The organism is Enterobacter cloacae complex sp., assembly GCF_900322725.1.
Classification (GTDB): Bacteria; Pseudomonadota; Gammaproteobacteria; order Enterobacterales; family Enterobacteriaceae; genus Enterobacter; species Enterobacter quasihormaechei.
The window spans coordinates 1,629,069-1,643,270 of sequence record NZ_LT991957.1 but is presented as its reverse complement, the minus strand read 5'-3'; the positions used below and the strand labels follow the sequence as shown (position 1 = coordinate 1,643,270).

Below are 14,202 nucleotides of genomic sequence, written 5' to 3'. Positions count from 1 at the left end.
CGGAGGAAAGAATGTCTCGTGTTGCTAAAGCACCGGTCGTTATTCCTGCCGGCGTTGATGTAAAAATCGACGGTCAGGTTATTACGATCAAAGGTAAAAACGGCGAGCTGACTCGTACCCTCAACAAAGCTGTTGAAGTTAAACATGCAGATAACGCTCTGACCTTCGGTCCACGTGATGGTTTCGTGGATGGATGGGCTCAGGCTGGTACCGCGCGTGCCCTGCTGAACTCAATGGTTGTTGGTGTTACCGAAGGCTTCACTAAAAAGCTTCAGCTGGTTGGTGTAGGTTATCGTGCAGCTATCAAAGGGAATGCAGTAGGCCTGTCTCTGGGCTTCTCACACCCTGTTGAGCATCCGCTGCCGGCCGGTATCACTGCAGAATGTCCGACTCAGACTGAAATCGTGCTGAAAGGCGCTGATAAACAGCTGATCGGTCAGGTTGCAGCAGATCTGCGCGCCTACCGTCGTCCTGAGCCTTATAAAGGCAAGGGTGTTCGTTACGCCGACGAAGTCGTGCGTACCAAAGAGGCTAAGAAGAAGTAAGGTAACACTATGGATAAGAAATCTGCTCGTATCCGTCGTGCGACCCGCGCACGCCGCAAGCTCAAAGAGCTGGGTGCAACTCGCCTGGTGGTACATCGTACCCCGCGTCATATTTACGCACAGGTAATTGCACCGAACGGTTCTGAAGTTCTGGTAGCTGCTTCTACTGTAGAAAAAGCTATCTCAGAACAATTGAAGTATACCGGTAACAAAGACGCCGCTGCAGCTGTAGGTAAAGCTGTTGCAGAACGCGCTCTGGAAAAAGGCATCAGCAATGTTTCCTTTGACCGTTCCGGGTTCCAATATCATGGTCGTGTCCAGGCACTGGCAGATGCTGCCCGTGAAGCTGGCCTTCAGTTCTAAGGTAGAGGTGTAAGATGGCTCACATCGAAAAACAGGCTGGCGAACTGCAGGAAAAGCTGATCGCGGTAAACCGCGTATCTAAAACCGTTAAAGGTGGTCGTATTTTCTCCTTCACAGCTCTGACTGTAGTTGGTGATGGTAACGGTCGCGTTGGTTTTGGTTACGGTAAAGCGCGTGAAGTTCCAGCAGCGATCCAGAAAGCGATGGAAAAAGCCCGTCGCAATATGATTAACGTCGCGCTGAACAACGGTACCCTGCAACACCCAGTTAAAGGTGTTCACACGGGTTCTCGTGTATTCATGCAGCCAGCTTCCGAAGGTACCGGTATCATTGCCGGTGGTGCAATGCGCGCCGTTCTGGAAGTTGCTGGAGTTCATAACGTTCTGGCTAAAGCATATGGTTCCACCAACCCGATCAACGTGGTTCGTGCAACTATTGATGGCCTGGAAAATATGAATTCTCCAGAAATGGTCGCTGCCAAGCGTGGTAAATCCGTTGAAGAAATTCTGGGGTAATTGACCATGGCAAAGACTATTAAAATCACTCAAACCCGCAGTGCAATCGGTCGTCTGCCGAAACACAAGGCAACGCTGCTTGGCCTGGGTCTGCGTCGTATTGGTCATACCGTTGAGCGCGAGGATACTCCTGCTGTTCGTGGTATGGTCAACGCGGTTTACTTCATGGTTAAAGTTGAGGAGTAAGAGATGCGTTTAAATACTCTGTCTCCGGCCGAAGGCTCTAAAAAGGCGGGTAAACGCCTGGGTCGTGGTATCGGTTCTGGCCTCGGCAAAACCGGTGGTCGTGGTCACAAAGGTCAGAACTCTCGTTCTGGCGGTGGCGTACGTCGCGGTTTCGAGGGTGGCCAGATGCCACTGTACCGTCGTCTGCCGAAGTTCGGCTTCACCTCTCGCAAAGCAGCGATCACAGCGGAAATCCGTCTGTCTGACCTGGCGAAAGTTGAAGGCGGCGTTGTAGACCTGAACACGCTGAAAGCGGCTAACATTATCGGTATCCAGATCGAGTTCGCGAAAGTGATCCTGGCTGGTGAAGTTTCTACTCCGGTAACTGTTCGTGGCCTGCGTGTTACTAAAGGTGCTCGTGCTGCTATCGAAGCTGCTGGCGGTAAAATTGAGGAATAAGTAGCAGATGGCTAAGCAACCGGGATTAGATTTTCAAAGTGCCAAAGGTGGATTTGGCGAGCTGAAACGCAGACTGCTGTTTGTAATCGGCGCGCTGATTGTGTTCCGTATTGGCTCTTTTATTCCGATCCCTGGTATTGATGCCGCTGTACTTGCCAAACTGCTTGAGCAACAGCGAGGCACCATCATTGAAATGTTCAACATGTTCTCTGGTGGTGCTCTCAGCCGTGCTTCTATTTTCGCGCTGGGTATTATGCCGTACATTTCGGCATCGATTATTATCCAGCTGCTGACGGTCGTTCATCCGGCCCTGGCAGAGCTGAAGAAAGAAGGGGAGTCTGGACGTCGTAAGATTAGCCAGTACACCCGTTACGGCACTCTGGTGCTGGCAATATTCCAGTCGATCGGTATTGCTACCGGTCTTCCGAATATGCCTGGTATGCAGGGCCTGGTATTAAACCCAGGCTTTGCATTCTATTTCACCGCTGTTGTTAGTCTGGTCACAGGGACCATGTTCCTGATGTGGCTCGGCGAACAGATTACTGAACGAGGTATCGGTAACGGTATCTCAATCATTATCTTCGCCGGTATCGTTGCGGGTCTCCCGCCGGCCATCGCCCATACTATCGAGCAAGCGCGTCAAGGCGACCTGCACTTCCTCCTGTTGCTGTTGGTTGCAGTATTAGTATTTGCAGTGACGTTCTTTGTTGTCTTCGTTGAACGTGGTCAACGCCGCATTGTGGTGAACTACGCTAAGCGTCAACAGGGTCGTCGTGTCTATGCTGCACAGAGCACACATTTACCGCTGAAAGTGAATATGGCGGGGGTTATCCCGGCTATCTTCGCTTCCAGTATTATTCTGTTCCCGGCAACCATCGCGTCATGGTTCGGGGGCGGTACTGGTTGGAACTGGCTGACAACAATTTCGCTGTATTTGCAGCCTGGGCAACCACTTTATGTGTTACTCTATGCGTCTGCGATCATCTTCTTCTGTTTCTTCTACACGGCGTTGGTCTTCAACCCGCGTGAAACAGCAGATAACCTGAAGAAGTCCGGTGCATTTGTACCAGGAATTCGTCCGGGAGAGCAAACGGCGAAGTATATCGATAAAGTAATGACTCGCCTGACTTTGGTTGGTGCGCTTTATATTACTTTTATCTGCCTGATCCCGGAGTTCATGCGTGATGCAATGAAAGTACCGTTCTACTTCGGTGGGACCTCACTGCTTATCGTTGTTGTCGTGATTATGGACTTTATGGCTCAAGTGCAAACTCTGATGATGTCCAGTCAGTATGAGTCTGCATTGAAGAAGGCGAACCTGAAAGGCTACGGCCGCTAACTGGTCGCCTGAGAAGTTACGGAGAGTAAAAATGAAAGTTCGTGCTTCCGTCAAGAAATTATGCCGTAACTGCAAAATCGTTAAGCGTGATGGTGTCATCCGTGTGATTTGCAGTGCCGAGCCGAAGCATAAACAGCGCCAAGGCTGATTATTTCGCATATTTTTCTTGCAAAGTTGGGTTGAGCTGGCTAGATTAGCCAGCCAATCTTTTGTATGTCTGTACGTTTCCATTTGAGTATCCTGAAAACGGGCTTTTCAGCATGGTGCGTACATATTAAATAGTAGGAGTGCATAGTGGCCCGTATAGCAGGCATTAACATTCCTGATCAGAAACATGCTGTGATCGCATTAACTTCGATCTACGGCGTCGGCAAGACCCGTTCTAAAGCCATTCTGGCTGCAGCGGGTATCGCTGAAGATGTTAAGATCAGTGAGCTGTCTGAAGAACAAATCGACACGCTGCGTGACGAAGTTGCCAAATTTGTCGTTGAAGGTGATCTGCGCCGTGAAATCAGCATGAGCATCAAGCGCCTGATGGATCTTGGTTGCTATCGCGGTTTGCGTCATCGTCGTGGTCTGCCAGTACGCGGTCAGCGTACTAAGACCAACGCACGTACCCGTAAGGGTCCGCGCAAACCGATCAAGAAATAATCGGGGTGATTGAATAATGGCAAAGGCACCAGTTCGTGCACGTAAACGTGTAAGAAAACAAGTCTCTGACGGCGTGGCTCATATCCATGCTTCTTTCAACAACACCATCGTTACTATTACTGATCGTCAGGGTAACGCATTGGGTTGGGCAACAGCCGGTGGTTCCGGTTTCCGTGGTTCTCGCAAATCCACTCCGTTCGCAGCTCAGGTTGCAGCAGAGCGTTGCGCTGAAGCCGTAAAAGAATACGGCATCAAGAATCTGGAAGTTATGGTTAAAGGTCCGGGTCCGGGTCGTGAATCTACTGTTCGCGCTCTGAACGCCGCTGGTTTCCGCATCACGAATATTACTGATGTGACTCCGATCCCTCATAACGGTTGTCGTCCGCCGAAAAAACGTCGCGTATAACGCTCGTTTTTTAGGTTAGTTGGAGATAGAAAATGGCAAGATATTTGGGTCCTAAGCTCAAGCTGAGCCGTCGTGAGGGCACCGACTTATTCCTTAAGTCTGGCGTTCGCGCGATCGATACCAAGTGTAAAATTGAACAAGCTCCTGGCCAGCACGGTGCGCGTAAACCGCGTCTGTCTGACTATGGTGTGCAGTTGCGTGAAAAGCAAAAAGTTCGCCGTATCTACGGTGTGCTGGAGCGTCAGTTCCGTAACTACTATAAAGAAGCAGCACGTCTGAAAGGCAACACAGGTGAAAACCTGCTGGCTCTGCTGGAAGGTCGTCTGGACAACGTTGTATACCGTATGGGCTTCGGCGCGACTCGTGCTGAATCACGCCAGCTGGTTAGCCATAAAGCAATCATGGTAAACGGTCGTGTTGTTAACATCGCTTCTTATCAGGTTAAAGCGAATGACGTTGTTAGCATTCGTGAGAAAGCGAAAAAGCAATCTCGCGTGAAAGCCGCTCTGGAGCTGGCTGAGCAGCGTGAAAAGCCAACCTGGCTGGAAGTTGATGCTGGCAAGATGGAAGGTACGTTCAAGCGTCAGCCAGAACGTTCTGATCTGTCTGCGGACATTAACGAACACCTGATCGTCGAGCTTTACTCCAAGTAAAGCTTAGTACCAAAGAGAGGACACAATGCAGGGTTCTGTGACAGAGTTTCTAAAACCGCGCCTGGTAGATATCGAGCAAGTGAGTTCGACGCACGCCAAGGTGACCCTTGAGCCTTTAGAGCGTGGCTTTGGCCATACTCTGGGTAACGCACTGCGCCGTATTCTGCTCTCATCGATGCCGGGTTGCGCGGTGACCGAGGTTGAGATTGATGGTGTACTTCATGAGTACAGCACCAAAGAAGGCGTTCAGGAAGATATCCTTGAAATCCTGCTCAACCTGAAAGGGCTGGCGGTGAGAGTTCAGGGTAAAGATGAAGTTATTCTTACTCTGAATAAATCTGGCATTGGCCCTGTGACTGCAGCCGACATCACCCACGACGGTGATGTTGAAATCGTCAAGCCGCAGCACGTGATCTGCCACCTGACCGATGAGAACGCAGCGATTAGCATGCGTATCAAAGTTCAGCGCGGTCGTGGTTATGTGCCGGCTTCTGCCCGAATTCATTCGGAAGAAGATGAGCGCCCAATCGGCCGTCTGCTGGTCGACGCATGCTACAGCCCTGTAGAGCGTATTGCCTACAATGTTGAAGCAGCGCGTGTAGAACAGCGTACCGACCTGGACAAGCTGGTCATCGAAATGGAAACCAATGGCACAATCGATCCTGAAGAGGCGATTCGTCGTGCGGCAACCATCCTGGCAGAACAACTGGAAGCTTTCGTTGACTTACGTGATGTACGTCAGCCGGAAGTGAAAGAAGAGAAACCAGAATTCGATCCGATCCTGCTGCGCCCTGTTGACGATCTGGAATTGACTGTCCGCTCTGCTAACTGCCTCAAGGCAGAAGCTATCCACTATATCGGTGATCTGGTACAGCGTACCGAGGTTGAGTTGCTGAAAACGCCGAACCTGGGTAAAAAATCTCTTACCGAGATTAAAGACGTGCTGGCTTCACGTGGTCTGTCTCTGGGCATGCGCCTGGAAAACTGGCCACCGGCAAGCATTGCTGACGAGTAACCGGATCACAGGTTAAGGTTTTACTGAGAAGGATAAGGTCATGCGCCATCGTAAGAGTGGTCGTCAACTGAACCGCAACAGCAGCCATCGCCAGGCTATGTTCCGCAACATGGCAGGTTCACTGGTTCGTCATGAAATCATCAAGACGACCCTGCCTAAAGCGAAAGAGCTGCGTCGCGTAGTTGAGCCGCTGATTACTCTTGCCAAGACTGACAGCGTTGCTAATCGTCGTCTGGCATTCGCCCGTACTCGTGATAACGAGATCGTGGCAAAACTGTTTAACGAACTGGGCCCGCGTTTCGCGAGCCGTGCCGGTGGTTACACTCGCATTCTGAAGTGTGGCTTCCGTGCAGGCGACAACGCGCCGATGGCTTACATCGAGCTGGTTGATCGTTCAGAGAAAGCAGAAGCTGCTGCAGAGTAATCTGTAGTAACGTAAAAAAACCCGCCTCGGCGGGTTTTTTTATATCCGCAGAATCACCACTTATCTACAATGTCTGTATCTTTTCTGCTCATCCCCTGGAGTTCATTATGTGGTTGCTCGATCAGTGGGCTGAACGCCATATTTCCGATGCCCAAAACAAAGGCGAGTTCGACAATCTTCCCGGTAGCGGTGAACCGCTGATGCTGGATGATGATTCACATATTCCAACCGACTTACGCGCCGGCTATCGCTTACTGAAAAATGCAGGCTGTTTACCTCCTGAACTTCAGCAACGTAATGAAGCCGTCGAGCTTGCCGATCTGCTTAAAGGCATTCATAAGGACGACCCCCGGTACTCCGAAATCAGTCGTCGTTTAGCGCTTATTGAGCTAAAGCTTCGCCAGGCGGGAATGAACACCGACTTTTTGCATGGCGAATACAGTGAAAGATTAAGGCAAAAAATAAACGAGGAGTAGCCATGTACCGCATAGGTGAACTTGCGAAACTTGCTAACGTAACGCCGGATACTATCCGCTACTACGAAAAGCAGCAGATGATCGATCATGAGGTCAGAACGGAAGGTGGATTTCGCCTTTATACGGATAACGACCTGCAACGCCTGCGTTTTATCCGCTATGCACGGCAGCTCGGCTTCACGCTGGAGTCGATCCGTGAACTGCTGTCGATCCGTATCGATCCTGAACATCACACGTGTCAGGAATCGAAAAGCATCGTGAAGGCCAGGCTGGATGAAGTTGAAGCACGAATTCAGGAGCTGCAAGCCATGCAGCGGTCTCTGCAAAGGCTGAACGACGCGTGCTGCGGTACTGCTCACAGCAGCGTTTATTGCTCAATTCTGGAAGCACTTGAGCAGGGGGCGAGTAGTGAAACTCAGGGTTGTTGATTTTTTATCAGGCAGGGTCTAGACTCCAGCCGACATTAACTATGCTCAGGAGAAATGATGAGCCGCTATCAGCATACTAAGGGACAAATTAAGGATAACGCCATTGAGGCATTGCTTCACGACCCGCTTTTCAGACAGCGTGTTGAGAAGAACAAAAAAGGGAAAGGCAGTTATTTGCGTAAAGGTAAACATGCACAACGGGGTAACTGGGAGGCCAGTGGCAAGCAAGCGAATCGCTTTTTTACCACTGGCCTTTCTGTTTCTCTCGCCTGATTAAACGCGATTATTCTGTTCTTTTAACAGATCGCGAATTTCAGTCAGCAAGACTTCTTCTTTAGTGGGTGCTGGCGGGGCAGCAGCCGGTTCTTCTTTTTTACGGTTAAGTCTGTTGATAAGTTTGATGGCCATGAAAATGGCAAATGCCACAATCACGAAATCAAAAACGTTCTGAATGAAAACGCCATAGTGCATTACAACCGCAGGGATATCGCCCTGAGCTTCCCGCAGGGTGAAGGCGAATTGTTTGAAATCAATGCCTCCAATCAACAGCCCTAACGGCGGCATAATAATGTCGGCGACTAACGATGAAACGATCTTACCGAACGCCGCACCAATAATGACACCCACAGCCAAATCCACCACATTCCCGCGCATCGCAAATTCGCGAAATTCTTTAATAAAACTCATTATGTTCTCCTTGTGCCAGCTGACGCCTATAAGTTTAACAAATGATTAGCTAATTGCCATTGGGGATAAATAATCGTTATGCAAAATAAAAGGCATGAAAATTAAAAGGTTAATATTCGGGTGCTCTTGATGGAGCACCCGGATCCTTACAGGAAGAATGGACTTGGCTGGAATAAACGCTCGACGTCGGTAATAAACTTTTTATCGGTTAGGAACATAATAACGTGGTCCCCCTGCTCGATACGTAAATTATCATTGGCGATCATGACATCGTTACCTCGCACTACGGCGCCGATAATGGTGCCTGGTGGAAGTTTAATTTCGTCGATCGCACGACCGACAACGCGCGACGTTGTTTCATCTCCGTGAGCAACGGCTTCAATGGCTTCTGCAACACCACGACGAAGGGACGAAACGCCGACGATATCCGCTTTACGCACGTGGCTTAACAGGGCAGAAATGGTGGCTTGCTGAGGTGAAATAGCAATATCAATCACGCTTCCCTGTACCAGATCGACATAAGCCTTACGCTGAATAAGCACCATCACTTTTTTTGCTCCCATACGCTTGGCGAGCATGGCGGACATAATATTCGCTTCGTCGTCGTTGGTGACGGCAATAAAAAGATCGACCTGATCGATATGCTCTTCGGCCAGCAATTCCTGATCCGAAGCATCGCCATAAAACACGATGGTATTCTGGAGTTTTTCAGCCAGCTCCGACGCGCGCTGCTGATCTCGTTCGATCAGCTTCACGCTATAGTCTTTTTCCAGTCGTCTCGCCAGGCCTGCGCCAATATTACCGCCGCCGACCAGCATAATACGTTTATACGGTTTTTCGAGACGCTGTAGCTCACTCATCACCGCGCGGATATGCTGAGACGCCGCAATAAAGAAGACTTCATCTCCGGCTTCGACAATGGTGGAACCTTGCGGACGGATAGGCCTGTCGTGACGGAAAATAGCCGCAACACGCGTATCGATATGGGGCATATGCTCGCGCATTGTCGACAGGGCATTACCAATCAGCGGGCCACCGTAATAGGCCTTCACGACCGCCAGGCTTACTTTTCCTTCAGCGAAGTTCACAACCTGCAACGCGCCCGGATACTCAATCAGACGATAAATACTGTCGATAACCAGCTGTTCTGGCGCAATAAGATGGTCGATGGGTACCGCTTCGGAATTAAACAGCTTCTCCGCATCCCGGACATAGTCCGGGGAACGAATGCGGGCGATGCGGTTCGGGGTGTTGAAAAGCGAGTAGGCCACCTGACAAGCAACCATGTTGGTTTCATCAGAACTGGTTACTGCAACCAGCATGTCGGCATCGTCCGCGCCCGCTTCCCGGAGTACGCGTGGATGAGAGCCGTGCCCCTGAACAACGCGGAGGTCAAACTTGTCCTGCAAAACGCGCAGACGATCGCCATTGGTATCCACAATGGTGATATCGTTGTTTTCACCCACGAGGTTTTCCGCCAGCGTTCCGCCAACTTGCCCTGCGCCCAGAATGATAATTTTCATCGTTCGTGACCTGTTCTCAACATCACTCTTTGATTAGCTTAGCGTAAAAGAAGCCATCACCCTCTTCTGCGCCAGGCAGGTTTTGCAGACCCGGTTGCTCAGGCGTACCTGTAGCGTGCAGCGCGGCGTCCGGGGTGCGTTTCAGGAAAGCCGCAATTTGCTGACTGTTCTCTTCCGGCAGAACGGAGCAAGTTGCATACACCAGGGTTCCGCCGGGTTTGAGATGCGGCCAGATGGCATCCAGAATATCGGATTGCAGCTGGGCAAGCTCCTTGATATCACGATCGCGACGCAGCCATTTGATATCGGGATGACGACGAATAACGCCGGTTGCCGAGCAGGGGGCGTCGAGCAAAATGCGATCGAACCGGGTATCGCCACACCAGTCTGCGGGTTTGCGTCCATCGCCTTGCTTAACCTGCGCTTTCATACCCAAACGTTTGAGGTTGTCGTAGACGCGTGACAGGCGCTGCTCGTCAACATCTACGGCCATCACGCTGGCCTGCGGCGCCACTTCCAGAATGTGCGTTGTTTTACCCCCTGGTGCTGCACAGAGATCGAGGATGTGCTCCCCGTCCTTCGGTTCAAGCCAGGTCATGCAGCCCTGAGCGGATGCATCCTGTACCGTTACCCAGCCTTCGTCAAAGCCGGGTAATGCGTGTACCGGAGCAGGGGAGGCTAAACGAACCGCATCAGGATAAGCAGCGTGAGTGAAGCCACTCATCCCGGCGTCTTCCAGCAGGGCCAGCCATGCGTCGCGCGTGTGATGGTTACGATTGACGCGTAACCACATCGGCGGACGTTGATTATTGGCATCAGCGATCTCTTGCCATTGCTGTGGGTAGGCTTTTTTAAGGCGATTCAGCAGCCATTCAGGGTGCAGGAAGCGCGCTTCGCTTTGCGCAAATTCTGCCAGCAGCTCGTCCTGCTGACGCTGGAACTGACGCAGCACGCCGTTGATCAGTCCTTTCAACTGAGGACGTTTAATCGCAACGGCACCCTCCACTGTCTCAGCCAGCGCAGCATGAGGAGGAATGCGGGTATGCAGAAGCTGATAGAAACCGACCATGATTAAATAATGCACGGTGCGCTGCTTGCCGCTCATCGGGCGTGACATCAGCTTGTTGATTAACCATTCAAGCTGAGAAAGGGTGCGCAGAACGCCAAAGCAAAGCTCCTGGAGCAGGGCTTTGTCTTTATCGGAAACCTTTTGTTGCAGTGGAGGCAGGACATTACTCAGTGACTGGCCCTGCTCGATAACCTGCTCAACGGCCTGAGCCGCCATGGTGCGTAGATTTTGTCTTTTCATAACCGTAAAAATAAAAATGCCCGGACACACCGGGCTTTAAGAGTAAATGCGTTCAGGCAAGGCGATTGCCAGGGATGAACCATTCACGACGGGAATTTAACAGGTCCTGCGCGCTCATCGCCTTTTTACCGGCCGGTTGCAGCGATTCAAGATTCAGGATCCCTTCTCCGGTCGCAACCTGAATACCGTTTTTACTGGCGTCGATAATCGTACCGGGCTCTGCCGAGGTATTGCCGTTAATAACGGAAGCTTTCCAGACTTTAACTGGCTGCTCATCAATCATTAACCAGCTCATCGGCCACGGATTAAAGGCGCGGATGCAGCGTTCGAGTTGAGCTGCTGACAGGGACCAGTCGATCCGGGCTTCTTCTTTACTCAGCTTTTCAGCATAGGTCACCTGCGCCTCATCCTGAACGTCAGGTTTCGCCGTATTGTCAGCAAGCTGTTGCAACGTCTCAATCAGCCCCTGCGGGCCGAGATCCGCCAGCTTGTCATACAGCGTGGCGCTGGTATCTTCTGCGGTAATGGGGCACGCCAGTTTATACAGCATGTCGCCAGTGTCTAAACCTACGTCCATCTTCATGATTGTAACGCCTGTTTCAGCATCGCCTGCCCACAGAGCGCGCTGAATTGGGGCCGCACCACGCCAGCGTGGGAGCAAGGAACCATGGACGTTAATACAGCCCAGACGGGGCATATCGAGAACCGCTTTCGGCAGAATGAGGCCATAAGCCACAACCACCATCACGTCGGCATTCAGGTCTGCCACTAACTGCTGGTTTTCCTGAGGTCGTAATGACGCTGGCTGGAATACCGGTAAACCATGCGTTTCTGCCAGTACTTTAACCGGGCCAGGCATCAGTTTTTTACCGCGGCCAGCCGGACGGTCCGGCTGAGTGAATACGCCAACGATCTGATGACCAGACGATAACAGCGCGTCGAGATGACGCGCTGCAAAATCAGGGGTACCCGCGAAGATTATACGTAGTGAAGTAGACACGTTATTCCTTGTATCCGGGGGGCGTTATGCGCGAGAACGCAAACGATCCAGTTTCTCAACTTTCTGACGAATACGCTGTTGTTTCAATGGTGAGAGGTAATCGATAAACAGTTTACCGACCAGGTGATCCATCTCATGCTGAATGCAAATCGCCAGCAGATCGTCGGCTTCCAGTTCAAACGGATTGCCGTCACGATCCAGTGCGCGAATTTTAACTTTTTCGGCACGAGGCACCAAAGCGCGCTGTTCAGGGATGGACAGACAGCCTTCCTCAATACCTGTTTCGCCGCTTTTTTCAAGTAGTTCAGGGTTGATCAGCACCAGGCGCTCATCGCGATTTTCAGAAACGTCGATCACGATAATACGCTTGTGAATGTCTACCTGGGTCGCCGCCAGGCCAATGCCTTCTTCAGCGTACATGGTATCGAACATATCATCGACGATACGCTGAATTTCTGCATTCACTTCTTTAACCGGTTCCGCGACGATGCGAAGGCGCTCGTCAGGAATATGTAACACTTGCAAAACTGCCATAAATTTCCAGAGTCGTGTTCAGGAGTTGAAAAGAATATTACTTCTATTCTAGACAAATCCCCGGTCGATTGACAGCATCAGTGACCAATCGCAAAGATTGCTGAGGCTGCTTATGGCAGGGAAAAGGATGACGTCCACAGAGATATGGTTACGGCTTATAAACATCGGATCGTTATACGGTGATGCGATGCTGGAAACCGCGCAGCGGTTGCTTCGCAAGGCTATCGTTGATGCTGACGCTGTCAAAGAGGCAGGGCTTTCGGCCAAACATGTCGCAAAGTTTTTTTCATTCAGTGAGAGTGAACTTGAACGTAGCCTGGAATGGCTGGAGCACGCAGACAACCATCTTCTCACGGCTGACGATCCTCGCTTCCCGCCATTGTTGCGTTCGATCCCTGATTTTCCTGGGGCGCTATTTGTGCGAGGCCGCGTTGACGTGCTTAACAGCATGCAGCTTGCGGTTGTGGGCAGCCGTGCGCCCTCATGGTATGGCGTGCGGTGGGGAAAAATTCTCAGTGAACAGCTCTCTCAATGTGGCTTTACGATCACCAGTGGACTGGCTTGCGGCATCGACGGTGTCGCACATCATGCGGCGTTGACAGCAAAAGGACGAAGTGTCGCCGTGCTTGGCAACGGTCTTTTTAGCCTCTACCCGCGTCGTCATCACGTTCTGGCTGAGCAACTTATCGCTTCAGAGGGGGCGATAGTGTCTGAGTTTTCACTCTCAACATCGCCCAGGCCGGGTAACTTTCCACGGCGTAACCGGATCATCAGCGGGTTAAGCCAGGGCGTGCTGGTGGTCGAAGCTGCGATTCGAAGTGGATCGCTGGTGACCGCCAGGTGCGCGCTGGAGCAGGGGCGTGAAGTTTTTGCGCTGCCCGGCCCGTTGGGGAACCCCGGCTGCGAAGGCCCTCACTGGCTGATAAAACAGGGGGCAACGCTGGTGACCTGTAAAGAGGATATCCTGGAAAATTTGCAGTATGGATTGCATTGGTTGCAGGATAATCGCCAAAAGCGACATATTTCATCGGATCAGGAGGCCGTAGCATTGCCATTTCCCAAGCTCCTGGCTAACGTAGGAGATGAGGTAACACCTGTTGACGTTGTCGCTGAACGTGCCGGCCAACCTGTGCCAGTAACGGTAGCACAGCTACTCGAACTGGAGTTAGCAGGGTGGATCGCAGCTGTACCCGGCGGCTATGTCCGAATAAGGAGGGCATGCCATGTTCGACGTACTGATGTATTTGTTTGAGACTTACATCCACAACGAAGCAGAAATGCAGGTGGATCAGGACAAATTAACACGGGATCTGACCGACGCAGGTTTTGAGCGGGAAGATATCTATAATGCGTTGATGTGGCTGGATAAGTTGGCTGATTATCAGGACGGCCTCGCCGAACCGATGCAGCTTGCTTCTGACCCATTGTCTGTGCGCATCTATACAGCTGAAGAGTGTGAAAGGCTGGATGCCAGCTGCCGGGGATTCATCTTATTCCTCGAGCAGATTCAGGTGCTAAACCTCGAAACGAGAGAGATGGTGATAGAGCGCGTCATGGCGCTGGATACTGCTGAGTTTGAACTGGAAGATCTGAAATGGGTGATCCTGATGGTTCTGTTCAACATACCGGGTTGTGAAAACGCCTATCAGCAAATGGAAGAATTACTCTTTGAAGTGAATGAAGGTATGCTGCATTAATTCTACGTGCAGC

At 51.3% G+C, this 14,202-nt stretch carries 22 protein-coding genes; 17 read left to right on the top strand and 5 right to left on the bottom strand.

Features of this window, described 5'->3' with window-relative positions; translation table 11 throughout:
* Positions 1-11 precede the first annotated feature (11 nt).
* From rplF to DBR02_RS08240, 15 genes are all read left to right on the top strand, one after another.
* A complete protein-coding gene (gene rplF / locus DBR02_RS08310; protein WP_003863296.1) occupies positions 12-545 on the top strand; it encodes a 50S ribosomal protein L6 in 534 nt (177 codons plus the stop codon).
* Between the two features lie 9 nt (positions 546-554).
* Positions 555-908, top strand: coding sequence for a 50S ribosomal protein L18 (gene rplR / locus DBR02_RS08305; RefSeq protein WP_003863297.1), 354 nt, complete (start codon positions 555-557; stop codon positions 906-908).
* A 14-nt stretch (positions 909-922) separates the two neighbouring features.
* The gene (gene rpsE / locus DBR02_RS08300; RefSeq protein WP_003863299.1) at positions 923-1,423 is read left to right on the top strand and encodes a 30S ribosomal protein S5; all 501 of its coding nucleotides are present in this window, start codon (positions 923-925) and stop codon (positions 1,421-1,423) included.
* 6 nt (positions 1,424-1,429) lie between these two features.
* Positions 1,430-1,609 carry a 50S ribosomal protein L30 gene (gene rpmD, locus DBR02_RS08295; RefSeq protein ID WP_003863301.1) on the top strand — a complete coding sequence of 60 codons (180 nt, stop codon included), beginning with the start codon at positions 1,430-1,432 and terminating at the stop codon, positions 1,607-1,609.
* 3 nt (positions 1,610-1,612) lie between these two features.
* On the top strand, positions 1,613-2,047 hold the full coding sequence (gene rplO / locus DBR02_RS08290) for a 50S ribosomal protein L15 (RefSeq protein WP_003863304.1): 435 nt from the start codon (positions 1,613-1,615) through the stop codon (positions 2,045-2,047).
* Positions 2,048-2,054: 7 nt separating this feature from the next.
* A complete protein-coding gene (gene secY / locus DBR02_RS08285; RefSeq protein WP_003863305.1) occupies positions 2,055-3,386 on the top strand; it encodes a preprotein translocase subunit SecY in 1,332 nt (443 codons plus the stop codon).
* Between the two features lie 31 nt (positions 3,387-3,417).
* On the top strand, positions 3,418-3,534 hold the full coding sequence (rpmJ, locus tag DBR02_RS08280; RefSeq protein ID WP_000868187.1) for a 50S ribosomal protein L36: 117 nt from the start codon (positions 3,418-3,420) through the stop codon (positions 3,532-3,534).
* Between the two features lie 146 nt (positions 3,535-3,680).
* Positions 3,681-4,037, top strand: coding sequence for a 30S ribosomal protein S13 (gene rpsM / locus DBR02_RS08275; protein ID WP_003863308.1), 357 nt, complete (start codon positions 3,681-3,683; stop codon positions 4,035-4,037).
* 16 nt (positions 4,038-4,053) lie between these two features.
* Positions 4,054-4,443 (top strand): 30S ribosomal protein S11, encoded by a 390-nt coding sequence (gene rpsK / locus DBR02_RS08270; protein ID WP_003863312.1) that lies wholly within the window; start codon positions 4,054-4,056, stop codon positions 4,441-4,443.
* Positions 4,444-4,475: 32 nt separating this feature from the next.
* Positions 4,476-5,096 (top strand): 30S ribosomal protein S4, encoded by a 621-nt coding sequence (gene rpsD, locus DBR02_RS08265; RefSeq protein ID WP_003863314.1) that lies wholly within the window; start codon positions 4,476-4,478, stop codon positions 5,094-5,096.
* Positions 5,097-5,121: 25 nt separating this feature from the next.
* The gene (locus DBR02_RS08260; protein ID WP_002919219.1) at positions 5,122-6,111 is read left to right on the top strand and encodes a DNA-directed RNA polymerase subunit alpha; all 990 of its coding nucleotides are present in this window, start codon (positions 5,122-5,124) and stop codon (positions 6,109-6,111) included.
* Positions 6,112-6,151: 40 nt separating this feature from the next.
* Complete coding sequence (gene rplQ / locus DBR02_RS08255) at positions 6,152-6,535, top strand: 50S ribosomal protein L17 (RefSeq protein ID WP_001216368.1); 384 nt, start codon at positions 6,152-6,154, stop codon at positions 6,533-6,535.
* A 107-nt stretch (positions 6,536-6,642) separates the two neighbouring features.
* Positions 6,643-7,011, top strand: a complete 369-nt coding sequence (locus DBR02_RS08250; RefSeq protein WP_107534026.1) for a DUF1992 domain-containing protein — start codon at positions 6,643-6,645, stop codon at positions 7,009-7,011.
* Positions 7,012-7,013: 2 nt separating this feature from the next.
* On the top strand, positions 7,014-7,439 hold the full coding sequence (gene zntR / locus DBR02_RS08245; protein WP_107534024.1) for a Zn(2+)-responsive transcriptional regulator: 426 nt from the start codon (positions 7,014-7,016) through the stop codon (positions 7,437-7,439).
* Positions 7,440-7,496: 57 nt separating this feature from the next.
* A complete protein-coding gene (locus tag DBR02_RS08240) occupies positions 7,497-7,712 on the top strand; it encodes an alternative ribosome-rescue factor A (RefSeq protein WP_022649585.1) in 216 nt (71 codons plus the stop codon).
* Here the strand turns inward: DBR02_RS08240 and mscL are convergent, their stop codons facing one another.
* The 5 genes from mscL to def form a co-directional block, all read right to left on the bottom strand.
* A complete protein-coding gene (mscL, locus tag DBR02_RS08235) occupies positions 7,713-8,126 on the bottom strand; it encodes a large-conductance mechanosensitive channel protein MscL (RefSeq protein ID WP_003863335.1) in 414 nt (137 codons plus the stop codon).
* Between the two features lie 146 nt (positions 8,127-8,272).
* The gene (gene trkA, locus DBR02_RS08230; RefSeq protein WP_003863337.1) at positions 8,273-9,649 is read right to left on the bottom strand and encodes a Trk system potassium transporter TrkA; all 1,377 of its coding nucleotides are present in this window, start codon (positions 9,647-9,649) and stop codon (positions 8,273-8,275) included.
* 22 nt (positions 9,650-9,671) lie between these two features.
* Positions 9,672-10,958 carry a 16S rRNA (cytosine(967)-C(5))-methyltransferase RsmB gene (gene rsmB / locus DBR02_RS08225; RefSeq protein WP_107534022.1) on the bottom strand — a complete coding sequence of 429 codons (1,287 nt, stop codon included), beginning with the start codon at positions 10,956-10,958 and terminating at the stop codon, positions 9,672-9,674.
* A gap of 52 nt (positions 10,959-11,010) precedes the next feature.
* Positions 11,011-11,958 carry a methionyl-tRNA formyltransferase gene (gene fmt / locus DBR02_RS08220; RefSeq protein ID WP_107534020.1) on the bottom strand — a complete coding sequence of 316 codons (948 nt, stop codon included), beginning with the start codon at positions 11,956-11,958 and terminating at the stop codon, positions 11,011-11,013.
* A gap of 24 nt (positions 11,959-11,982) precedes the next feature.
* Positions 11,983-12,492, bottom strand: a complete 510-nt coding sequence (gene def, locus DBR02_RS08215; protein WP_006812188.1) for a peptide deformylase — start codon at positions 12,490-12,492, stop codon at positions 11,983-11,985.
* A gap of 127 nt (positions 12,493-12,619) precedes the next feature.
* Here def and dprA point away from each other — a divergent pair, with 127 nt between their 5' ends.
* Both dprA and smg read left to right on the top strand, forming a co-directional pair.
* A complete protein-coding gene (dprA, locus tag DBR02_RS08210; protein WP_107534019.1) occupies positions 12,620-13,744 on the top strand; it encodes a DNA-protecting protein DprA in 1,125 nt (374 codons plus the stop codon).
* The gene (smg, locus tag DBR02_RS08205; RefSeq protein WP_000460665.1) at positions 13,716-14,189 is read left to right on the top strand and encodes a DUF494 family protein Smg; all 474 of its coding nucleotides are present in this window, start codon (positions 13,716-13,718) and stop codon (positions 14,187-14,189) included. Before dprA ends, smg begins: the two co-directional genes overlap by 29 nt.
* The last annotated feature ends 13 nt before the right edge of the window (positions 14,190-14,202 follow it).